11 protein-coding genes are annotated in these 23,800 nt (G+C 71.3%); 7 read left to right on the forward strand and 4 right to left on the reverse strand.

Going from position 1 to position 23,800, the window contains the following annotated elements; all coding sequences use genetic code 11:
- Positions 1-105: 105 nt before the first annotated feature.
- The 4 genes from ACLJQE_RS35245 to ACLJQE_RS35260 form a co-directional block, all read right to left on the reverse strand.
- Positions 106-1,530, reverse strand: coding sequence for an MFS transporter (locus tag ACLJQE_RS35245; protein ID WP_410643871.1), 1,425 nt, complete (start codon positions 1,528-1,530; stop codon positions 106-108).
- 101 nt (positions 1,531-1,631) lie between these two features.
- Entirely contained in the window at positions 1,632-3,167 is a 1,536-nt protein-coding gene (locus tag ACLJQE_RS35250) for an aldehyde dehydrogenase family protein (RefSeq protein WP_410643872.1), read from the reverse strand.
- 28 nt (positions 3,168-3,195) lie between these two features.
- Positions 3,196-4,137: a 2OG-Fe(II) oxygenase family protein gene (locus tag ACLJQE_RS35255; RefSeq protein WP_410643873.1), complete on the reverse strand. Its 942-nt coding sequence runs from the start codon at positions 4,135-4,137 to the stop codon at positions 3,196-3,198.
- A gap of 177 nt (positions 4,138-4,314) precedes the next feature.
- Positions 4,315-5,529 carry an aminotransferase class V-fold PLP-dependent enzyme gene (locus tag ACLJQE_RS35260; protein WP_410643874.1) on the reverse strand — a complete coding sequence of 405 codons (1,215 nt, stop codon included), beginning with the start codon at positions 5,527-5,529 and terminating at the stop codon, positions 4,315-4,317.
- 569 nt (positions 5,530-6,098) lie between these two features.
- Here ACLJQE_RS35260 and lat point away from each other — a divergent pair.
- The 7 genes from lat (at position 6,099) to cmcH (ending at position 23,791) form a co-directional block, all read left to right on the forward strand.
- Positions 6,099-7,460, forward strand: a complete 1,362-nt coding sequence (gene lat / locus ACLJQE_RS35265; protein ID WP_410643875.1) for an L-lysine 6-transaminase — start codon at positions 6,099-6,101, stop codon at positions 7,458-7,460.
- Between the two features lie 111 nt (positions 7,461-7,571).
- Complete coding sequence (locus tag ACLJQE_RS35270; RefSeq protein ID WP_410643876.1) at positions 7,572-18,656, forward strand: amino acid adenylation domain-containing protein; 11,085 nt, start codon at positions 7,572-7,574, stop codon at positions 18,654-18,656.
- Positions 18,653-19,636 (forward strand): 2OG-Fe(II) oxygenase family protein, encoded by a 984-nt coding sequence (locus tag ACLJQE_RS35275; protein WP_410643877.1) that lies wholly within the window; start codon positions 18,653-18,655, stop codon positions 19,634-19,636. Before ACLJQE_RS35270 ends, ACLJQE_RS35275 begins: the two co-directional genes overlap by 4 nt.
- A gap of 33 nt (positions 19,637-19,669) precedes the next feature.
- Positions 19,670-20,368, forward strand: a complete 699-nt coding sequence (locus tag ACLJQE_RS35280; RefSeq protein ID WP_410643878.1) for a CmcI family methyltransferase — start codon at positions 19,670-19,672, stop codon at positions 20,366-20,368.
- 21 nt (positions 20,369-20,389) lie between these two features.
- The gene (locus ACLJQE_RS35285) at positions 20,390-21,253 is read left to right on the forward strand and encodes a CmcJ/NvfI family oxidoreductase (protein WP_410643879.1); all 864 of its coding nucleotides are present in this window, start codon (positions 20,390-20,392) and stop codon (positions 21,251-21,253) included.
- Positions 21,254-21,273: 20 nt separating this feature from the next.
- Complete coding sequence (locus tag ACLJQE_RS35290; RefSeq protein WP_410643880.1) at positions 21,274-22,212, forward strand: 2OG-Fe(II) oxygenase family protein; 939 nt, start codon at positions 21,274-21,276, stop codon at positions 22,210-22,212.
- Positions 22,213-22,225: 13 nt separating this feature from the next.
- Positions 22,226-23,791 carry a 3'-hydroxymethylcephem-O-carbamoyltransferase gene (gene cmcH, locus ACLJQE_RS35295; RefSeq protein WP_410643881.1) on the forward strand — a complete coding sequence of 522 codons (1,566 nt, stop codon included), beginning with the start codon at positions 22,226-22,228 and terminating at the stop codon, positions 23,789-23,791.
- Positions 23,792-23,800: the final 9 nt, after the last annotated feature.

Below are 23,800 nucleotides of genomic sequence, written 5' to 3' on the forward strand. Positions count from 1 at the left end.
TGATCCGACAGTACCGAGGGACCGGCCCACCCTGACCCGTCCGGTCCGCGCGGGCCCGCGCCGCCCTGGCCGTGGATCCGTTGCCCACCAACGGTTCCGCCCCGATCAGACCCTCGTGGATTCGGCGGCCCGGGGCGGCACCGCGTCGAGGGGGGCGTCGCGCAGCGCGGGCAGCACGGGGGCGATGACGGCCAACGCGAGCATGACCGCGGCGATGCCCAGGAACGCGTTCCCGTAGCTGTCGGCCAGCGCGGCGGGCGCGGCCGTGCTGTTGGCGGTGGTGAGGGTGATCAGGACGGCCAGGCCGAGTGCGCCGCCGAACTGCCTCGTGGTGTTCATCAGCCCCGAGGCGGCGCCCGCGTCCGCCACCGTGACGCCGGAGGTGACCGTGCGTGCCAGCGGGGTGCCGATCAGCCCGCCCGCGAGCGAGATCAGCACCGCGGGGCCGAGGACGCCGGTCAGGTAGTCGCTGTCCGGGGTGATGGTGCTCTGCCACCAGAAGCCGATCGCCCCGAGGACACCGCCGAGGGAGATGACCACCTTGGCCTGCAGGTGCCGCATCAGCACCGGTGTCAGGCGCAACCCGACGGCGAGCATCAGCACCGCGTGCGGCAGGAACCCCGCGCCGGTCTGCGCGGCGTCGTAGCGCAGGACGTCCTGCATGGTCAGGGTCAGGAAGTACCAGACGGGCACCTGGCTGGCCCCGGCCAGCAGCATCGCGACGTTGCCCCAGGCGATGCCGGGCAACCCGAAAAGCCGGGGCGGGATCAGCGGGGCCGCGGCGAACCGGGCTTCCACCAGCACGAACGCAGCGAGCGCGGCGACCCCGCCGAGCAGCGGCACCGCCGCGGCCGGGTCGGTCCAGGCGTGCGCGTGGGTCTGCGAGGCGCCGAAGGTGAGCAGCGTCAGCCCGGCGGTGGCCAGCACCGCGCCGGGCAGGTCGAGCCGGGCGCGGTGCGACCGGTCGGTGCGCTCGGACAGCGCCCGCAGCGCGAACCAGATCACCGGGATCCCGATCGGCACGTTGACCAGCAGCACCGACCGCCAGGTCAGGTACTCGGTGATCACGCCGCCGAGCAGGTTGCCCGCCGCCCCGCCGACCAGGCTGACCGCGGTGGAGATCGTCATCGCCCTGGTGCGCTTGGCCCCCTCGGGGAAGGTTGTGGTGATCATGGTCAGCGCGAGCGGGGCGAGCACGGCCGCGCCGACGCCCTGCGCCGCCCGCGCCGCGATCAGCACCGCAGGCGAGGTCGCGACCCCGCCGACGAGGCTGGCGGCGGTGAACACCGCGAGCCCGGCCACGAACACCCGCCGGTGCCCGTAGAGGTCGGCCAGCCGCCCTCCCAGCAGCAGTAGGGCGGCGAAGGACAGGGTGTAGGCGTTCACCACCCACTGCAGCACGCCGGGGCCGACGCCGAGGTCCTCCTGCATCGACGGCAGCGCGACGGTGATCACCGACATGTCGAACAACACCAGGAACTGCGCGATGCACGCGAGCGCCAACGCGGTCTTGACGGACTTCCCAGCCATGGTAGGACATTCCCCCTGATCGAGTGGCGGACCTGCGCTGCGCGGAGTGCGCCGATGACCCGGAACCGCTGTTCGGCAACGGTTCCGGTTCGTTCGCTGTCCTATCGGGAGAAATCGACGCCCTGGGCCAAGGCGACCCTGCCGGAGTGGTTCACGGTGTTGGTGGCCCGGCGCATGTAGGCGCGCCAGGCGTCGGAGCCGGACTCGCGCCCGCCGCCGGTCTCCTTCTCACCGCCGAACGCGCCGCCGATCTCCGCGCCCGAGGTGCCGATGTTGACGTTCACGATGCCGCAGTCCGCGCCGTCGGCGGCCAGGAACCGCTCGGCCTCGCCGTGGTCGCGGGTGAAGATCCCGGCGGACAGCCCCTGCGGCACGTCGTTCTGCAGCCGGATCGCCTCGTCGAGGTCGGTGTAGGTGAGCACGTAGAGGATCGGCGCGAAGGTCTCCTCGCGCACGACCGCGGTCTGCCCGGGCATCCGCACGAGGGCGGGCCGCACGTAGTAGGCGTCCGGGTTCGAGTCGGTGAGGCACCGCTCGCCCCCGGTTCGGACCTCGCCGCCGTCGGCGCGCGCGCGGTCGAGGGCGGCCCGCATCCGGGTGTGGGAGTCCGCCCCGATCAGCGGGCCGACCAGGGTGCCGTCCTGGAACGGGTCGCCGACGGGGAGTTGGTCGAAGGCCGCGGTCAGCCGCTCGACGACAGTGTCGACGACGCCGGCGTGCACGATCAGCCTGCGCAGCGTGGTGCAGCGCTGGCCCGCGGTGCCCGCCGCGGAGAACACGGTGGCGTCCACCACGAGGTCGAGGTCGGCCGACGGCGCCACCACGGCGGCGTTGTTGCCGCCGAGTTCGAGCAGGGAGCGCCCGAACCTTGCGGCCACCCTCGGCCCCACCTCCCGGCCCATGCGCGTGGAGCCGGTGGCGCTGACCAGCGGCACCAACGGGGAATCGACGAGCCGCTCCCCGACATCGGCCCCGCCGAGCACGACCTGGTTGAGCTTCGCCGGGGCGCCGGACTCGACGGCGGCGCGGTCGAGCAGCGCGGCGCAGGCGAGCGCGGTCAGCGGGGTCAGCTCCGAGGGCTTCCAGACGACGGTGTCGCCGCAGACCAGCGCCACGGTGGTGTTCCAGGCCCAGACGGCGACCGGGAAGTTGAAGGCGCTGATCACGCCGACGACGCCGAGCGGGTGCCAGGTCTCCATCAGCCGGTGCCCCGGGCGCTCCGAGGGCATCGTGCGGCCGTAGAGCTGGCGGGACAGACCCACCGCGAAGTCGCAGACGTCGATCATCTCCTGCACCTCGCCCAGCGCCTCGGAGCCGATCTTGCCCGCCTCCGCGGTGACCAGGTCGGCCAGGTGCCGCTTGTGCTCGGTGAGCAGCTCGCCGAACCGCTTGACCAGCGCGCCCCGCACCGGCGCCGGGGTGGTGCGCCAGGTCAGGAACGCCGCGCGCGCGTCCTCGACGGCCCGGTCCACCTCGGCGGGGGAGCTGGCGCGCAGGGAGGACAACCGCCCGCCGGTCACCGGCGTGCGGGCGGTCAGGTCGTCGCCCTTGGCCGCGGCGAGGTCGACCCCGCACGCCACCAGGGCGGTCTCGGCGATGGCGCGGACGTCGGCGGTGCTGTTGACTGCGGGACTCACGGGCACTCCTCGTCGTTCGTGGTGGTGGTCAGCGGGTCGCACCGGTCTTGCGGATGTCGATGTAGTTGCCGCCGATCCAGTCGTTGAACGTGGCGGTCTCCCCGGTGAGGCTCACGTCGAAGCCCAGCTCCTTGGCCCGGAGGACGGAGAAGGCGAAGTCGGGGTTGGGGCGCAGGAAGAACACGCTGGACGTGCGGGCGCTGCCCACCCGCTGCTCGGCGCCCGGGGCGGCCACGTGGTGCCGGGGTGCCTTGACCCGGCCGTCGGCCACCAGGGTGGCGATGGCCCCGCAGAACACCAGCACCGCGTCCGGTTGGGCGGGCAGCCCCACGAACTCCCCGCCCACCTCGCACTGCAGGCTGACGAAGCCGTTGGGGCACGGGGTCTGGTGGATCAGCGTGACGGTCGACAGGTCGTAGTGCGGCGCCATCCGCAGCGGCTGCTCCTCGGCGACCCGGTCCTCGGGGACCTCGGGGAAGGAGCGCAGTCGCAGCAGGGGCTCGCACTCCAGGAACGACTCCATGCCGCCCTCGGGTTCGCCGCCCGCCGCGGTCAGCACCTGCTCCGCGGCGGCCCGGGCGGCGGCGTACATCCGGTCGAAGTAGTCGGTCCAGATGGCCTCGAACTCGGGGGTGGGGAAGAGGTTGTCGGTCGTCCCCATCGAGTAGGACATCGAGTAGTCGGTGTACTGGCCGGTGTTGGTGATGCGCGCGGTGCTCTCGGACTCCAGCCTGGTGAAGCCGCGGCGAATGGTCTGGACCGGTGAGGTCACCGCCTGCTTGGCCGCCTCGTCGGCGTTGTCGAAGAAGTCCACCGCCGCTTCCCTGGCGGCTCGGTGGTCGGCGTCGGTCAGCCCGCTGTCCACCAGGTGGAAGACGCCCTTCTCGGCCAGGCAGCGGCGGAACTCCTCCCGGTGCAGGCCCTGTCGCAGCTCGACCAGGCTGAAGGTCGGCACGGTCGTGTCCGCCACGTTGATCACTCCTCGTGTGTTCGGCTTGTCGTTCAGACATCCGGGTGGGTGCGGCGGACGCGGGAACCGCCGCACGGTGAAGGGGACAACCGCTGCCCGAGCCGGTCCGGTGGTGCCAGGCCGTGTCCCCGAGTCCGCGTCCGCACCCCCGATCGAACGAGACTCACCGGACACGGCCTAGGCCCGCATCAGTTCCTTGAGCGCCTCGGCGAGGCGCTCCACCTCTGCCTCGGTGTTGTAGAAGTTCGTGGACACCCGCAGCAGCGCCTGTTCCGGCCGCTCGACGACCGGCACCTCCACGCGGAACCCCTCCCAGAGCCCGCGGTGCAGTTCCGCCCCGTCGGTGCCTTCTGGCAGCCGGAACGCCGTCATGGCGCCGGAGAGCGCGGGGTGGTTCGGAGTGACCGGTTCCAGGCCCCGCCAGCCGGTGAGGCGTTCGCGGGTGAAGGCGACCAGTTCGCCCCTGCGCGCCCGGATGCGATCGTGACCGAGTCCGGCGTGGAAGTCGAGGGCGGCGGGGACCGCCAGCCACGGCGTGATGTCGCGCGTGCCCTCGCACTCGAACTCGCGCAGCCGCGGCGTACTGCCGAAGCGGTCCCGCCCGTCGGGCGGACCGGCGCCGGCGGGCGGCTCGAACCCCCAGCTCACCTGCGTGGGTCGCAGCAGCCGCGCGGTGCTCGCCCCGGTCCGCTCGTCCGCTCCGAAGTGGAGGAAACCGGTGCCGGTGGGCGCGAGCAACCACTTGTGACCGCTGCCCGCGTAGAAGTCGCACGGGATCGAGGCGAGGTCCACGTCGGTGAACGCCGGTGCCTGGGCGCCGTCGACAACCGTGGTGATGCCGCGGCGGCGCGCCTGCTCGCACAGCTCCGCGACCGGCAGGACGACGCCGGTCGAGGAGACCACGTGGCTGAGGAACAGCAGGCGGGTGCCGGGGGTCATCGCCGCCACGGCCGCCTCGACGACCTCGGCCGGGTCGCTCGGCCGCGCGGGCAGTTCGAACTCCCGCACGGTCAACCCCTGCCGCCGCGCCGCCCGCTCCCAGCACCGGCGCATCGGGGCGTACTCGTGGTCGGAGAGCAGGACCTCGCCGGGTCCGGCCAGCGGCAGCGCGGTGGCCACCAGGTTGACGGCCCCGGTGACGTTGGTGGTGAAGGCCAGCCGGTGCGGGTCGCCACCGAGGAACGCGGCCAGCCGCGCTCGCGCCTCCCAGAGCAGACCCGGCACGCGGCGCAGCAGGAAGTCCATCGGGGCGCGGGCCAGGTGCGCGCGCAGGTTCGTGACGCGGTCGAAGACAGTGCGGGGCAGCGGGCCGCAGGAGCCGGTGTTGAGATTGACCACGGTGGGGTCGAACAGCACGCCCTCGCGGGCGGCACCCCAACCAGAAGCGACCATGACGGTTCCCCAAACAAGTGATTCGTCGGGGGTGCGAATCCGCCGGGGATCGGGCACGGGGCGGAACGCGACACCACTCGACTGTCCGACGGGCGGTTCAGGTGGACCTGCTGGCCGGTCCGACCACCGTACCAGCCGCATCGGGAAGGGGAGGACCGACGAAGGTGGCAATAGGCAATAGGGGGTATAGCGCTGTTTCCCATGGCCGAACGGTGTTTGCGCTGGGCTCGCCGCCACCCCCCCCGGCCCGGGTTCAGCATCACTCCATCGGCGGTGTCCGACAAGGTCAACCCTGTTAATCTCCAAACAGGTGGACAACTGGCGGAACCCTTGACGCCAACTGATTCCAAGAGCGAATTGCTTTAGTCATCGCAAGCACGCCCGGGTGCGACGGGAATTGCGGTCGGTCTCGCGAACGGATGCGGCAGGACCGGGAACGACGCACGAGGCGTGGATCGACTCGGTCCCTGGGGGCCGTTCACCACGAGCACCACACTCACATCACGCGGCGGTTCCGCCGAGTGGGCGAACGCCTGCCGAGGACCGCTAATGCCGGGGGACGCATACCTATGAGTACGCCGACAGCAGCGCAGGAGCCGTCGGGCACCCGCGAACTCAACGCGAACGACGTGCACGGGGCGCTCGAATCCCACGTGCTCGTCGACGGCTACGACATCGTGCTCGACCTCGCGGCCAGCTCGGGCAGCTGGCTCGTCGACGCCGTCAGCGGCGACTCCTACCTCGACCTGTTCTCATTCTTCGCCTCCGCGCCGCTGGGAAGCAACCCGTCTTGCATAGTGGACGACCCGGCGTTCCTGGCGGAGCTGACCGCGGCTGCGGTGAACAAGCCGTCGAACCCCGACGTGTACACGGTCCCGTACGCCAGGTTCGTGACGACCTTCGCCAGGGTGCTCGGTGATCCGCTGCTGCCGCACCTGTTTTTCGTCGACGGCGGCGCGCTGGCCGTGGAGAACGCGCTCAAGGCCGCCTTCGACTGGAAGGCCCAGCGGCTCGGCCTGGCCGACGACGCCATCAACGACCTGCAAGTCCTGCACCTGGAGCAGTCCTTCCACGGCCGCAGCGGCTACACCATGTCGCTGACCAACACCGAGTGGGCCAAGACCGCCCGGTACCCCAAGTTCGACTGGCCGCGCATCCCCTCGCCCGCCCTGCGCCACCCCGTCGAGGCGCACGCGGCGGCCAACGCCGAGGCCGAGCGGCTGGCGCTGGCCGCCGCCGAGGCCGCGTTCGCCGCCGCCGACGGGATGATCGCCTGCTTCATCGCCGAGCCGATCCAGGGCGAGGGCGGCGACAACCACCTCAGCGCCGGGTTCCTGCTGGCCATGCAACGGCTCTGCCACGACCACGACGCCCTGTTCGTGCTGGACGAGGTGCAGACCGGGTGCGGAATCACCGGCACCGCCTGGGCCTACCAGCAGCTGGGACTGCGCCCCGACCTGGTGGCCTTCGGCAAGAAGACGCAGGTCTGCGGCGTGATGGGTGGTGGCCGCGTCGACGAGGTGGTCGACAACGTCTTCGCCGTCTCCTCCCGGATCAGCTCCACCTGGGGCGGCAACCTCGCCGACATGGTGCGCGCCACCAGGGTGCTGGAGACGATCGAGTCCGAGCGCCTGCTCGACACCGTGGCCCGGCGCGGCGAGTACCTCCGCGACGGCCTGGCGGCCCTCGAGGGCAAGCACCCCGACGTCGTCGGCAACGCCAGGGGGCGCGGGCTGATGTGCGCGGTCGACCTGCCCGACGGGGCGTACCGCGACGAGGTCCTGCGCCGGATGTACGAGCGGCACCGGGTGATCGCACTGCCCTGCGGTGCGCGCGGATTGCGATTCCGACCGCCGTTGACCATCACCGAGGAGCAGATCGACCTCGGTCTCTCGGCCTTGGCCGACAGCGTCGAATCCATGGCCGAGTGAGCGGGCACCGATAGCGGCCCACCCGAATTCCACCCGGCCGCAGCCGGGCCGGTGGGTCCACGACGACCACCACACCGAGTCGCACACCGTGACGATAAGGAATTGTCCCCGATGACGTCAGCACGACACCTGAAATCAGCCGCGGACTGGTGCGACCGCATTGACGGGATATCGGACCAGCGGTGCGACCTGGAAATGCTGCTCAAGGACGAGTGGCGGCACCGGGTCGCGGTGCGCGACGACGATCCCCAGGTGCGGGCGACCCACCGGCGGGAACTGGTCGTCGACGGCCAGGACTACGCGGCGCTCACGGAGGTGCTCGCGGGCGGGGACCTCTCCCTCGGCGCGTTCGCCCTCACCGCGCTGCACAGCGTCCTGCACGCCTACGGCCACGGGCACCAGACTGTGGTGGCCTTCCTCGACGCCACCCGGGCCGACCCGCGCGCGGCCGGGGTGCTGCCCGTCGTGGTGGACCACGTCGAGCAGGCGGACCTCGCCTGCGCCGAGGCGGTCGGGCGGATCGACGACGCGGTGCGCAGGCCGAGCGCGTACCTCGCGCAGCCGGAACTGCTGCAGCGCGGCCTCTTCGACGCCCTGCTGGTCCTCGTGGACCGCGAGGTCGGGCTGACCGACCTGCCGCCGTCGCCGCTCGTCGCCGTGGTGCGCGACGACGCGGCGGGCGGGCGCCTGGTGTGGACGATGGCGTACGCGGGCGAGCTGTTCGAGGACAAGATCGTCGCCGGGGTGCTCGACGTGGCGCGCGAGGTGCTCGGGCACCTGCTGCACCGCCCCGGCCAGCTCGTCGCCGACATCGACCTCGTCTCGACCGAGCAGGAACTGCGGCTGCACCAGTGGAACGGCACCGACGGCGACTTCCCGGCGGACAAGCGGCTCAACCAGTTGTTCGAGGACGCCGCCCGCCGCGGCCCCGACCGCGAGGCGGTCGTCTTCGACGAGGTGCAGCTGACCTACCGCGAGGTCGACGAGCGGTCCAACCAGCTCGCGCACTGGTTGCTCGGTGCCCCGGTCCACGTGCGACCGCAGGAGTTGGTCGGGCTCTACCTGGACAAGAGCGACCACGGTGTGGTCGCCACCTTCGGCATGTGGAAGGCCGGGGCGGCCTATGTCCCGATCGACCCCGCCTACCCGGCCGAGCGCATCCGGTTCCTGGTCGCCGACACCGGCCTCAACGCGATCGTCACCAGCACCCGCCACGCCGAGCGGCTGCGGGAGGTCCTCGGCCCGCGCCACGCGGGGGTCCACGTCGTCGAGGTCGACGCCCTGTTCGCCGAGGGCGGCGCCGCGCTCGAGCAGCCCCGGGAGAACCCCGACCTGCCGCTGGGCAGCCAGGACCTGGCCTACGTCACCTACACCTCCGGCACCACCGGTGTGCCCAAGGGCGTGCCGAAGTACCACGACAGCGTCGTCAACAGCATCACCGACCTCTCCGAGCGCTACGACATGCTGCGCGCGGGAACCGAGCGGGTCGCGCTGTTCGCCTCGTACGTGTTCGAGCCGCACCTGCGCCAGACGCTGATAGCGCTGATCAACTCCCAGACCCTGGTCATCGTCCCCGACGAGGTCCGCCTCGACCCCGACCGCTTCCCCGAGTACATCGAGCGGCACGGCGTCACCTACCTCAACGCCACCGGGTCGGTCCTGCAGCACTTCGACCTGCGGCGCTGCCCCAGCCTGACCCGGTTGCTGCTGGTCGGCGAGGAGTTGACCGCGGCCGGCCTGCAGCGGCTGCGGGAGAGGTTCGACGGCCGCGTCGTCAACGAGTACGCCTTTACCGAGGCCGCGTTCGTCACCGCCGTCAAGGAGTTCGCGCCCGGGGTGGGCGAGCGCCCCGACCGCAGCATCGGCAGGCCGCTGCGCAACGTCAAGTGGTATGTGCTGAGCCAGGGCCTCAAGCAGTTGCCGATCGGCGCGATCGGCGAGCTCTACATCGGCGGCCGCGGTGTCGCCCCCGGCTACCTCAACCGCGACGACCTGACCGCCGAGCGGTTCACCGCCAACCCGTTCCAGACCGAGCGGGACCGGGAACTGGGGCAGAACGGCCGGTTGTACAAGACCGGTGACCTCGCGCGCGTGCTGCCCACTGGCGAGGTCGAGTTCATGGGCCGCAGCGACTTCCAGCTCAAGCTCAACGGCGTGCGCGTCGAGCCGGGGGAGATCGAGGCGCGGGCCACCGAGTTCCCCGGTGTGCGCAAGTGCGTCGTGGTGGCCCGCGAGGGCACCGGCGGCGCGGCCGACCGCCACCTCGTCGGCTTCTACGTCACCGAGGACTCCGCCGAGGTGACCGAGGACGAGCTGCTGGCCCACCTCGGGGAACGGCTGATCCGGATCATGGTCCCGGCGCGGATGGTCCGCGTGGCGAGCATCCCGGTCAACGTCAACGGCAAGGTGGACTGGCGGGCGCTGCCCGAGGTCGGGCCCCGGGAGTCCGCGGCCCCGGCCGAGGACCGCCCGGTGGCCGGGGTCGCCGGTCGGCTGCGCGAGATCTGGAGCCAGGTCCTGGGCGTGCCCGCGGCGCGGATCGGCGCGGAGGACGACTTCTTCCGGCTCGGCGGGCAGAGTATCTCCTGCATCCTGCTCATCGCCAAGGTGCGGCAGCGGCTGCGCGTGTCGGTCGGGGTGGACGACGTCTTCACCCTGCGGACCCTCGGCGAGCAGGCGCGGTTCCTCGAACAGCAGGTGGCGCAGGGCAGCGACGCCGCAGCCGACGCCGAGCAGGCGGTGGCGGACGCGCCGACCGGCGGGGAGCCCACCCGGCTGCTCGCGAACGGCCTGCAGCAGGGCCTGCTCTACCACGCGCTCAAGAGCGTGGCGGGCGATGACGCGTACGTGATGCAGTCGGTGCACCACTACCGCTGCGCCATCGACCCGGACCGGATGCGGGAGGCCTGGCAGCACGCCAGGCAGCGCTACCCGTCGCTGCGCCTGCGCTTCGAGTGGGCGGGGGCGCCCGTGCAGGTCGTCGACAACGACGACGAGCCCTTCGACTGGCGCTTCACCGACCTCACCGATCTCACCGACCTCCGCGACGAAGCCGAGCAGGACGCCCGCGTGCGCGAGCTGCAGGAGCGCGACCGCACCGAGCCCTACGACCCCGCCGCAGGCAGGCTGTTCCGGGTATACCTGATCAAGCAGCGCGACGACCTGTTCTCGCTCATCTTCAGCTGCCACCACATCATCCTCGACGGCTGGAGTCTGCCGGTCCTGCACGACGAGGTGCACCGCGCCTACCTGCGGCTGCTCGACGGCCTCCCGGTCGAGTCCACACCGGACACCGCCTACCTCGCCGCGCAGCGGTACTGGGAGGACCACCGCGGCGACCACACCGACTACTGGGTGCGGCAGGTCGAGCGCATCGACGAGCGCGGGGACTTCGCGGGCCTGCTCAACGAACGGAGCCGCTACCGGGTCGGCCTGGGCAACTACGACCACATCCGCGACCACCGCACGCGGACGCTGGGCCTGGGTGCGCGGCGGACCGCGGCGCTCAAGGCGGTGTGCGCGGCCGACCGCGTGACCCTGCACTCGGTGCTGCAGTTCGTCTGGCACAAGGTCCTCTACGCCATCGGCGGCGGGAACACCACCGTGGTCGGCACGATCGTGTCCGGCCGCAACGTGCCGGTCGACGCCGTCGAGGCGTCGGTGGGGCTGTTCATCAACACCCTGCCGCTGGTCGTCGACCACGACGACCAGGCCACTAAGAGCGTCGCCGACGCCGTCCGCGACATCCAGTCCACCGTGAACACGATGAACAGCAAGAGCGTCGTGGAACTGGGCAGGTTGCAGCGCGGCGAGATGAAGCGCAGGCTGTTCGACACCCTGCTCGTGCTGGAGAACTACCCTCGCCTGCTGGACGAGGCCGAGGAGCGCGAGCACCAGGAGCGGCTGAGCTTCGAGAAGGCCTACGACGCCGACAACGTCGACTACCCGCTCGCCGTCGTGGCCCGCGAGGAGGGCGACGAGCTGACCGTCACCCTCTGGTACGCCGGTGAGCTGTTCGACGACTCCGCCATCGACACCCTGCTCGACCTCACGGAACTGCTTTTCCAGCAGGTCATCGACGACATCTCGGGGCCGGTCGCCGACCTGGGGTTCGCCTCGCCGACCACGCTGGCGACGTTCGACCGGTGGAACAGCACCGCGGAGGACTTCCCGGCCGACAAGACCCTGCACGGCGTGTTCGAGGAGATGGCCGAGCGCTGGCCGGACGAGATCGCGCTGGTCCACAACAAGACCCGGCTGACCTACCGCGAGTTCAACGAGCGGGCCAACCAGCTCGCCCACCACCTGCGCTCGGTTGCGGAGCTGCGGCCGAACGAGGTCATCGCGCTCGTGCTGGACAAGAGCGAGCTGATGATCATCGCGATCTTCGCGGCCTGGAAGACCGGCGCGGCGTACGTGCCCATCGACACCGGCTACCCCGACGACCGCGTCGCGTTCATGGTCGAGGACACCGACGCCAGGATCGTGCTGACCAACCAGGCCCACGGCGACCGGCTCCGCTCGCTCGCCCCCGGCCGCCCCGTCCTGGAGGTCGAGGCGCTGCGCCTCGACGGGCAGCCGCGCGAGAACCCCGTGACCGCGACGACGAGCACCGACCTGGCCTACGCCATCTACACCTCCGGCACCACCGGCAAGCCCAAGGCGGTGCTGCTGGAGCACCGAGGCGTCGTCAACCTCCAGTCCTCGCTGGCCACGCTGTTCTCGCTGCGCAAGGAGGACGGCGACGAGGCGCTGCTGTCGTTCTCCAACTACATCTTCGACCACTTCATCGAGCAGATGACCGACGCGCTGCTCAACGGCCAGAAGCTCGTGGTGCTCGACGACACCATGCGCACCGACGAGGCTCGGCTGTGCCGGTACATGAACGACGAGCAGGTCACCTACCTCTCCGGCACGCCCTCGGTGCTCTCGCTCTACGACTACTCCGCGGCCACCTCGCTGACCCGCGTCGACGCGATCGGCGAGGACTTCACCGAGCCGGTGTTCAACAAGATCCGCGGCACCTTCCCCGGCACGATCATCAACGGCTACGGCCCGACCGAGGTCTCGATCACCAGCCACAAGCGCCCGTACCCGCCGGAGCAGGGCCGGGTCAACAAGAGCATCGGCCACCCGGTGGGCAACACCAAGGTCTACGTGCTCAACCGCGAAATGAAGCTGATCCCGGTCGGCGGCATCGGCGAGCTGTACCTCGGCGGCATCGGCGTCGCCCGCGGCTACCTCAACCGGGAGGACCTGACTGCGGAGCGCTTCCTCGACAACCCCTTCCAGACCGAGGAGGAGGCGCGGCTCGGCGAGAACGCCCGCGTGTACAAGACCGGTGACCTGGTGCGCTGGCTGCCCAACGGCGAGATCGAGTACCTCGGCCGCACCGACCTGCAGGTCAAGATCCGCGGCCAGCGCGTGGAGCTGGGCGAGGTCGAGGCCGCGCTGACGTCCTTCCCCGGGGTGCGCCGGTCGCTGGTGATCGCCCGCGAGCACCGGATGACCGCCTCGGCGGTGTCGCAGAAGTACCTGGCGGGGTTCTACGTCGCCGACGACGAGTTCGACGAGCAGGACCTCAAGCGGTGGATGCGCAAGACGCTGCCGGAGTCGGTGGTCCCGGCCCGCGTGGTGCGCATCCTCGACATCCCCGTGACGCCGAGCGGGAAGCTGGACACCCACAGGCTCCCGGAGACCGACTTCGGGCCCGGCGACGGCGTCCGCTACGTCGGCCCCTCGACCGACGTCGAGATCAAGCTCTGCGGCATCTGGTCGCGGGTGCTCGAGGTGGCCCCGGACCTCGTCGGCGTGCACGACGACTTCTTCGCCCTCGGCGGCGACAGCATCCGCGCGATGGCCTTGGCGCAGGCGATCACGACCGGCTTCGGCGGCGGCCTCGGTGTGACCACCGTGCTCCAGCACACCACGCTCGCCGCGCAGGCGGCCCACATCCAGGAGACGGCCGCCGCGCGCGACGCCGAGGCCTCCGAACCCGCCACCGGCCGGGCCGCGGCCCACGAGCAGCACCCCCCGGTGTCGCTGGCCCAGGAGCGGCTGCTGTTCATCGACGACTTCGAGGGCGGCACCGCCGCCTACAACATCCCGTTCGCCCTGCGGGTCGAGCTGGACGACCGGGTGGGCCCCGACGCCGTCGTGGCCGCCCTGCGCACGCTGGTGCGGCGCCACCCGGCGCTGCGCACCCTGCTCAGGACCGGTGCCGACGGCGTCCGCCGCCAGCACGTGGTGCCCCCGGTCGAGGCGGTGGGCATGCTCGAGCTGACCACGCACGCCGTCGACAGCACCGCCGAGCTCGACAGGTTGCTGGTCGAGCTGTCCGAGCACGTGTTCCGTCTGCACGAGGAACTGCCGATCCGGGTGCGGCTGTGCGAGCTGGGCACCGACCCCGGGGCCGCGCAGGTGGGTCTGGTGATCCACCACAGCGCCTTCGACGGCTGGTCGTGGGGCCTGTTCCGGCGCGAGCTGGCCGAGCTGCTCGGCGGCACGCCCGAGTCCGCCCTGCCCGGGATCCGCGGCTCCTACGGCGACTTCGCCGTGTGGCAGCGGCAGTACCTCACCGAACAGCGGCTCTCGGCGCTCACCGACTTCTGGACGGAGGCCCTCCGCGGGTTCGACACGATCAAGCTGCCGCTGGACCACCCCCGGCCCCCGCAGTTCGACTACCGCGGCCGCGAGCTGGAGTTCGCCCTCGACGCCGCCACCGCGGAAGCGCTGCGCGAGCTGGCCCAGTCGGCCAGGGTGAGCCTCTACAGCGTGCTGCTGGGCGCGTGGAGCCTCGTGCTGGCGATGTACACCGGCCAGCACGACGTGGTCGTGGGCACCCCGTCGGCCAACCGGGGGCGCCCGGAGTTCGACCGGACGGTGGGCTTCTTCGCGAACCTGCTCGCCCTGCGCGTGCGGGTCGACCATGGCGCGAGCGTGCGCGACCACGTCCGCGCGGTCGGCGAGGCCGTCATCGCCGCCCAGGTCCACGGCGAGCTGCCGTTCGAGCAGCTGGTCAAGGAGCTGGCGGTGGTGAAGGACCCGAGCAGGCACCCGATCCTGCAGGTCAACTTCACCCTGCAGAACGTCACCGACCGGGTCGAGCCGCCCGAGGACGCGCCGGCGGTGGCCGAGTACAAGCCGGACAGCGGCGGCTGGACCAGCACCAAGTTCGACCTGTCCGCAACGCTTTCGGAGACCCCGGACGGCCTCGCGGGCAACCTGACCTACGCCGCCTCCCTGTTCGACGACACGACCGCGGCCGGGATCGTCGAGACCTTCCGGCACGTCCTGGCCGAGTTCGCCCGGCTCTCCGCCACCGGGGACCGCACGGCGCTGTCGGCCATCACCCCCGTCGACCGGGACCGCGCGGCCCCGGCCGGGGCGCCGGTCGAGGCGCCCGCCCCGGCCCGCACGCTGCACTCGGTGTTCGAGGAGGCGGCGGCGCGCACGCCGGACGCGGTGGCGGTCGTGCACGGCGACACCCGGTTGACCTACGGCGAACTCGACGAACGGGCCAACCGGCTCGCCCACCACCTGCGGTCGGTGGCCGAGGTCCGGCCGGGTGACCTGGTCGCGCTGGTGATCGACCGCGACGAGCTGGTGGTCGTGGCGATCCTCGCGGTGTGGAAGTCCGGCGCGGGGTACCTGCCCGTGGACCCGGGCTACCCGGACGAGCGGGTCGACTTCATGCTCTCCGACACCGGGGCCCGCCTGGTGCTCGCGGGCGGGGACCACGGCGCCCGGGTGCGGGAGCTGCCCGCCGCCTCGGCGCTGCCGGTGGTCGACCTCGACCGCGTGGTGCTCGACGAACACCCGGGGCACGCCCCGGAAAACGCCGTGACCAGCGGCGACCTGGCCTACGCCATCTACACCTCGGGCACCACCGGCAGGCCCAAGGCCGTCCTCGTCGCGCACCGCTCGGTCGACAGCTTCCGCACGAGCCTGGTCCACGTCGACGACGACGCGGCGGACCGGACCGTCCTGCTGCTGTCGAACCACGTCTTCGACTTCTCCGTCGAGCAGTTGGCGCTGTCGGTCCTGAGCGGGGCGAAGCTCATCGTGCCGCCGCCCGACCCCGCGGGGGACGACGCCTTCTACGACCTCGCCGACCGCGAGGGCCTGAGCTACCTCAGCGGCACGCCGACGCAGGTCGAGCGGCTCGACCTCGCCCGGCTCCCGCACCTGCGCACCGTCCTGGTCGCGGGCGAGGCGTTCCAGGAGCGGCACTTCGACAAGATCCGCTCCCGGTACGGCGGCGTGCTGTTCAACGCCTACGGGACCACGGAGACCTCGGTCTACAACACCGTCGAGCGCTTCGAGCCCGGCGCGGGGTACCGCAACTCCCTGGGCGAGCCCCTGGCCAACACCCGGCTCCACGTGCTCGGCGACGGGATGCGGCTGCTCCCGGCGGGCGCCGTCGGCGAGCTGTACGTGGCGGGCGAGTGCGTCACCGAGGGCTACCTCAACCGGTCGGAGCTGACCGCGGAGCGGTTCCTCGCCAACCCGTTCCAGACCGACGCCGAGCGCGCGGCGGGCCGGTTCGGGGTCCTCTACCGCACCGGCGACCTGGTCCGGCGCGGGCCGGGCGGCGACCTGCGCCACCAGGGCCGCGCCGACGCGCAGCTCAAGATCAACGGACTGCGGGTGGAACCGGGCGAGGTCGAGGCGGCGCTCGGCTCCTGCGACGGCGTGCGGCAGTGCGCGGTGGTCGCAGGCGTGGACGAGCGCTCACCCGACCGCAAGCGGCTCGTGGCCTACTACGTCCCGGAGGACGGCGCGGTCGTCGACGAGGCCGCTGTCCTGCGCGCCCTGCGCGGCAAGCTGATCCCGGGCATGGTGCCCTCGCTGCTGGTGCGCCTCGACCAGCCGCTGCCGATGACCGTGAACGGTAAGGTCGACACCGCCGCCCTGCCCGGGGTCGACTTCGGGGCGCGGCGGACGGCCTACGCCGCCCCGCGCGATCGCGTGGAGGCCAGGCTGTGCCACCTGTGGGGCGCGCAGCTGGGGGGCGGCTCGGTCGGCATCGACGACGACTTCTTCCGCTCGGGCGGCGACAGCATCAGCGCCCTGCACCTGGCGAGCCAGGTCCAGCGCGAGGTGGGCCGCAAGCTCAGCGTCAAGCACGTCTTCGACCACCCGACCGTTCGGCAGTTCGCCGACGCCGTCCTCGCCGCCGAGGAGGGCCCGGACGACGGCCGCGGCCACGCCGAGCAGGGGCGGCTGAGCGGACCCTGCCCGACGCTGCCGGTCCAGGACTGGTTCTTCGCCAAGTCGCTGCCCGAGCCCGCCCACTGGAACCAGACCTTCGCCATCCGCACGCCCGAACTCGACGTCGCGGTGCTGCGCGGGGCGCTGGACCGGCTCGTCGAGCACCACGACGCGTTCCGCCTGCGCTTCCGGGGCGGGGAGCAGTTCTACGGCGACGGCGACCCCGGCGTGGTGCTGCACGAACTCGACCTGCGCGGCCTGTCGGAAGAGGACCTGCACCGGCAGCTGGCCCGGTGGCAGTCCGGGTTCGACCTGGAACACGGCCCGACCGGCTGCGCGGCCTACCTGCACGGGTTCGAGGACGGCTCCGCGCGCGTGTGGTTCGCGGTGCACCACCTCGCCGTCGACAGCGTCAGCTGGCACATCCTGGCCCAGGACCTGGAGATCCTGCACCACGGCGGCGACCTCGGCGAGAAGACCGCCAGCTACCGCCAGTGGGCGCGGGCCGTGCGGGACCACGAGCCGGACGAGGGCGAGCGGCGAGCCTGGGCCGAGGTCGTGCGCGCCATGGCCGACGACGCGCTCCCGGCCGCGGGCGCGACGAGGCACCACGCGGAGTTCGCCCTCGACGCCGCCGAGACCCGGATGCTGCTGACCGAGAGCACTTGGGCCTACGACACCGAGGTCAACGACCTGCTGCTGACCGCGACCGGGTACGCGCTCAGCTCGATCACCGGGCGCGCCGGCAACCACGTCACCGTCGAGGGCCACGGCCGGGAGCTGTTCGACGGCGCCCCCGACGTCCGGGCCACCGTCGGCTGGTTCACGACCATGCACCCGGTGGCGGTCGAGGCGCACCCCGACGACCTCGCCCGCGGCATCCTGGCCACGCGGGCGAACCGGCGGCGGGTGCCGCACCACGGCATCGGCTACGGCGCGCTGCACCCCGGCTACGACGCGGGCGGGGTGCCGCTGCCCGCCGTCACCTTCAACTACCTCGGTCGCCTCGACGACGGCGAGGACGCGACCGCCCCGGGGTGGTCGCTGGACTCCGCGCTCTGCGGCGGCCACTCCGCCGAGGGCAACGAGGTGGCCAACGACTCCGCCGTCGACGTGACCGTGCGCTGCACCGGCGGCCGCCTCGTCGCGGAGGTCGACAGCCGCTGGGACGAGGCCACCACGCGGCGGTTCGCCGACGAGCTGCGCCGGTGGCTCGGCCGGGTCGTCGAGCACACCACCGGCGTGGCGCGCGCCGGGGCCACCGCGGCGGGCGAGCGGCGCGGCGCCGACGCCTTCGACCCGTACATCCTCGTCGACGAGGACGCCGAGCCCACGATCTTCGTGCTGCCACCGGGCGAGGGCGGTGCCGAGAGCTACCTGAACAACATCGCCAAGAACCTGCCGGGTCACCGGTTGGTGCTGTTCAACAACGTCCACCTGCACTCGCCGATGGGCTCCTTCGAGGAACTGGCCGAGTACTACGTCGAGCACGTCCGCCGGCTGCAACCCGAGGGCCCGTACCGCCTGCTCGGCTGGAGCTTCGGCGGTGTGCTCGCGGTGGAGCTGGCGTTGCAGCTGGCCAGGGCGGGCGAGCGGATCGACGCGCTGACGTGCATCGACTCCTACTTCGCCATGCGGCAGGCCTGCGCCGCCATCGGCCTGCCCGACGTCGAGGACATCCTCGACCCGATCAACTACCACTACCTGCCGAGCCAGGAGGACCTGGCCGGCCTCAGCGCCAACCTCGGGGACCTGGTGCTGTTCAAGGCCGGTGAGCGCAACGACGTCGTCACCGGCGAGCACCAGCGCCGCCTGTTCGACCACTACCAGCTCACGCCCCACAACAACCTCGACAAGCTCCTCCCGGCCGAGACCATCGAGACCCGCGTGCTGCACGGCGGGACGCACCACTCGTGGGTACAGGACGACGCCCTCGTCGCGGCCGTGTGCGAGCGGGTCTCGGCGCTACGGAGTCAGCCATGAAGATGCCCTCTTCGGAAGTCCCCACCATCGACGTCTCCCCCCTGCTCGGCGACGACCCGGCGGAGAAGGCGCGAGTCGGCGAGGAGATCAACAGGGCCTGCCGAGGCTCGGGGTTCTTCTACGCCGCCAACCACGGTGTCGACGTCCAGCGGTTGCAGGACGTGGTGAACGAGTTCCACCGCACCATGACCCCGCAGGAGAAGCACGACCTCGCCATCCACGCCTACAACCCGGACAACCCGCACATCCGCAACGGCTACTACAAGGCGATCGAGGGCAAGAAGGCCGTCGAGTCCTTCTGCTACCTCAACCCGTCCTTCCACGCCGGGCACCCGATGATCGTCGCGGGCGACCCGATGCACGAGGTGAACGACTGGCCGGACGAGACCAGGCACCCCCGGTTCCGCCCGTTCTGCGAGGAGTACTACTGGACGATGTTCCGGCTGTCCTCCGCGCTGATGCGCGGGTTCGCGCTGGCACTGGGCAAGGACGAGGAGTTCTTCCAGCCGGAGCTGGCCGAGTCCGAGACGCTGTCGTCGGTCTCGATGATCCGCTACCCGTACCTGGAGGACTACCCGCCGGTCAAGACGGGACCGGACGGCACCAAGCTGAGCTTCGAGGACCACTACGACGTCTCGATGCTCACCGTCCTGTTCCAGACCGAGGTGCAGAACCTCCAGGTCGAGACGGTCGACGGGTGGTGCGACCTGCCCACGTCGGGGGACGATTTCCTGGTCAACGCGGGCACCTACCTCGCCTACATCACCAACGACTACTTCCCCTCCCCGCTGCACCGGGTGAAGTTCGTCAACGCGGAGCGGCTGTCGCTGCCGTTCTTCTTCCACGCGGGCCACCACACCCTGATCGAGCCGTTCTCCCCGGACGGCTCGCGCGACGGCGACCTGAACCCGCCGGTGGTGTACGGGGACTACCTGCGGCACGGCTTGCAGGCGTTGATCGTCAAGAACGGCCAGACCTGAGGCGCACACCCTCCCGAGAACAAGGACTGCTCAGTGGACAACGGCTCGAAAGAGAAGTACCTCGACCTCAACCTGTTCCGCGGCCTGGGCGAGGACCCGGTCTACCACCCGCCGGTCCTCACCGACCGGCCCCGGGACTGGCCGCTGGACAAGTGGGCCGAGGCACCGCGTGACCTGGGGTACTCCGACTTCTCCCGCTACCAGTGGCGCGGGTTGCGGATGCTCAAGGACCCGGAGACCCAGGCCGCCCTGCACGACCTGGTCTGGGAGGTGCGACCGCGCACGATCATCGAGCTGGGCGTCTACGGTGGCGGGTCGTTGGTGTGGTTCCGCGACATCGCGAAGCTGATGGGCCTCGACACCCGGGTGATCGGGCTCGACCGCAACCTGTCCCGCTGCCAGATCCCGGCCGAGGAGAGGGAGAACATCTCCCTGCACGAGGCCGACTGCGACGACCTGGCGTCCTTCGAGGTGCTGCGCGACGCCGTCCACCCGATCCTGTTCATCGACGACGCGCACGCCAACACCTTCAACGTCATGCGCTGGGCGGTCGAGAACCTGCTGACCCCGGGCGACTACTTCATCATCGAGGACATGATCCCGTACTGGTCCCGGTACGCGCCGAAGCTGCTCTCGCAGTACCTGGCCACCTTCCGCGACGAGCTGACCATGGACATGGTGTACGCCAACACCAGCCCGCAGCTCGACCGCGGGGTCTTCCGCCGCTCGTGACGCACGGCAAGGAGGGGTGCCATGTCGACCACGTCGACCCAGCTGTACTACAGCGCACCGCTGGTCCCGGGCGGCCGCGCCGACGACTGGTGCATCGACGCGGTGTCGCGGCCACCGGAGGTGCTGTTCAACTTCCGCAAGGTGGCCGTGGAGTCGGAGATCACCGACCTGCGCCACGGCGGGCTGCAGCCGCGGCTCGACGTCACCGGATTCGAGCGGGCCGTGGCACCCACCCGGGTCGACCACCGCGCGCTGGCGGCGAAGTCCGAAGCCGCGCTGGCTCAGTACCAGGAGGAGACGGCGGAGCTGCTGATCTCGCTCACCGGCGCGGACGAGGTGGAGTTCTTCGACGCGACCGTGCGCCGCGAGGTGTCCGGTGAGGACCGGGCAGCGGAGAACCAGTCGGCGCACCAGCGGGTGCACGTCGACCAGAGCGCGCGCAGCGCGCTGGCGCGGGCCGAGCACCACCGCGCCGGGCGCGGGTTCAGCCGGTTCCAGATCGTCAACACCTGGCGACCGCTGCTACGGCCCGTGCGCAACTTCCCGCTGGCGGTCTGCGACTTCCGGTCGCTCGACGTCGCCACCGACCTGGTGCCGACCCGGTTGGACTTCCCGGAGTGGCTGCGCGACCGGGAGAACTACTCGGTGCGGCACAACCCCGACCACCGCTGGTACTACTGGGACGCGCTCACCCCGGACGAGGCGCTCCTGTTCAAGTGCCACGACAGCGCGAGCCGCGACCTGGCGCCGGACGGCGCGCCCGGGGCGGGCCTCGCCGACGTGGCCGGGTTGTGCCCGCACACCGCGTTCTTCGACGAGGACGGGCCGAGCACGGGACACCTGCGGGTGTCACTGGAGCTGCGCGCCCTCCTCTTCCACGACTGACCCGGAAGGAGCACGTGGACATGGCCACGACGACGGTGCCCATCTTCAGCCTCGAGGACCTGCGGGAGGGGGTCTCGGACGAGTTCCGCAGGTGCGTGGCGGACCTGGGCGTCTTCTACCTCACCGACTACGGCGCTGTTGACGCCGACCACGAGCTGGCTTACGACACCACGATGGACTTCTTCGCCAACGGCACCGCCGAGGAGAAGCAGGCCGTCACCACCGCCACCCCGACGCTGCGCCGCGGCTACTCGGGCCTGGAGGCCGAGAGCACCGCGCAGGTGACCAACACCGGCACCTACACCGACTACTCGCAGGCGTACTCGATGGGCGTGTCGGGCAACCTGTTCCCCAACCCGGAGTTCGAGTCCGTCTGGAAGACCTACTTCGACACCCTCTACGCCGCGGCGAAGGAAGCCGCCGCGCTGGTGGTGCGGGCCAACGGCACCTACGACGGCGGGGACCTGGACCGGCTGCTCGACTGCGACCCGGTGCTGCGGATGCGCTACTTCCCCGAGCCGCCCGCGCACCGCGCCGCCGAGCACGAGCCGCGGCGGATGGCCCCGCACTACGACCTGTCGATCATCACGCTGATCCACCAGACGCCGTGCGCCAACGGGTTCGTGAGCCTGCAGGCCGAGGTCGGCGGCACCATGGTCGACCTGCCCGCCGTGCCGGACGCGATCATCGTGCTCTGCGGCGCCATCGCGCCGCTGCTCACCCGAGGCGTGGTGCCCGCGCCCAACCACCACGTCGCGTCCCCGGACGCGGCCAACCTCGCGGGCAGCGACCGCAAGTCGAGCGTGTTCTTCCTGCGGCCCTCGATCGACTTCTCCTTCTCCGTCCCCGCTGCCCGGTCCTACGGCCTCGACGTCAGCCTCGACGCCGAGACCGCGACCTTCGGTGACTGGATCGGCACCAACTACGTCACCATGCACACGGTCGAGCCGCGGAGCTGATGGAGGGACACAGATGCTCGTCGTCGCAATGAAGCCGGGTCACGACGGCGCGATCGCCGCGATCGAGAACGGCAAGTTGCTCTATTCACTGGAGTCGGAGAAGGACTCGCGGCCGAGGTACTCGCCCTTGCTGCCGACGACGTTCCTCGACATCGCCGAACGGCTCGACGCGATCCCGGACGTGGTGGCCCTCGGCGGCTGGGGCGACCTGCGGCCCAACCGGGTCCAGTACACCGGCGCGGGGTACTCGGGCGTCGCCGAGCCGACGGTCACCACGTCGCGCTTCTTCGGCAAGGAGGTCAAGTTCTTCACCTCATCGCACGAGCGCTCGCACGTCTACCAGGCGATCGGCATGGCGCCCAGGGGCGACGCCCCGCTGCGGACCGTCCTGGTCTGGGAGGGCGACGTGGGCGCCTTCCACCTGGTCGACCGGGAGAACCGGATCGTTCGCACGGCGCAGGTCATGACCGGCCCCGGCGCGCGGTACTCGTTCCTGTTCGCCCTGGCCGACCCGACCTTCCCCGACACCGGCGGCAAGCCCCGGCTCAACGACGCGGGCAAGCTGATGGCGTTGGCGGCCTTCGGCGACCCCGCCGCGGCGAGCGCCGACACCACCGGTGTCGTCGAGCGCATCCTCAAGCAGGACTCGCTCTACCCGGCGCCGAAGTCCGAGTACCGCGACTCGCCGCTGTACAACGCGGGAGTCGAGTCCGACGTCTGCAAGAGCGCCGCCGCGCTGCTGACCGAGCGCCTGTTCGAGGCGTTCGTGCGGGTCGCCAGGGAGGAGATGCCCGAGGGCAGCCCGCTGTACATCTCCGGCGGCTGCGGGCTCAACTGCGACTGGAACCGGCAGTTCGCCGACCTGGGCTACTTCTCCTCGGTCTCCGTCGCCCCGTGCACCAACGACTCCGGCTCGGCGATCGGCACCGCGCTCGACGCACTGGCCACCTTCACCGGCGACCCGCACATCGAGTGGGACGTCTACAGCGGCCTGGAGTTCGTCCACGACGTCCGCCCCGACACCGCGCGCTGGCGCGCGACCCCGCTGGTGCTCGACGAGCTGGCCACCGCGCTGGCGGCGGGCAGGCCCGTGGCCTGGGTGCAGGGCCGCTGGGAGATCGGGCCGCGCGCGCTGGGCAACCGCTCACTGCTGGCCGAGCCGTTCAGCCCCGGCACCCGCGACCTGCTCAACACCATCAAGATGCGCGAGGACTACCGCCCCATCGCGCCGTGTGCTCGGGTCGAGGACCTCGGGACCGCCTTCGACGCCGACTTCGAGGACCCGCACATGCTCTTCTTCCGGCGGGTCCGCCCGTCGAGCGGCCTGCGGGCGGTGACCCATGTGGACGGTTCCACCCGGGTCCAGACGGTGCGGGAGACGGGGAACCCCCGGCTGCACCGGCTGCTGACCGCGTTCGCCGCGCAGCGCGGGCTCGGGGTGCTGTGCAACACCTCGCTGAACTTCAACGGCGACGGCTTCATCAACCGCATGTCCGACCTGGTGCACTACTGCGAGTGGCGCGAGATCGACGACATGGTGGTGGGCGACACCTGGTACCGGCGGGTCGGGGACCGATGACCGCGCGGG

Origin of the sequence: Amycolatopsis sp. lyj-346 (genome assembly GCF_046548975.1) — a bacterium.
Taxonomy (GTDB): domain Bacteria; phylum Actinomycetota; class Actinomycetes; order Mycobacteriales; family Pseudonocardiaceae; genus Amycolatopsis.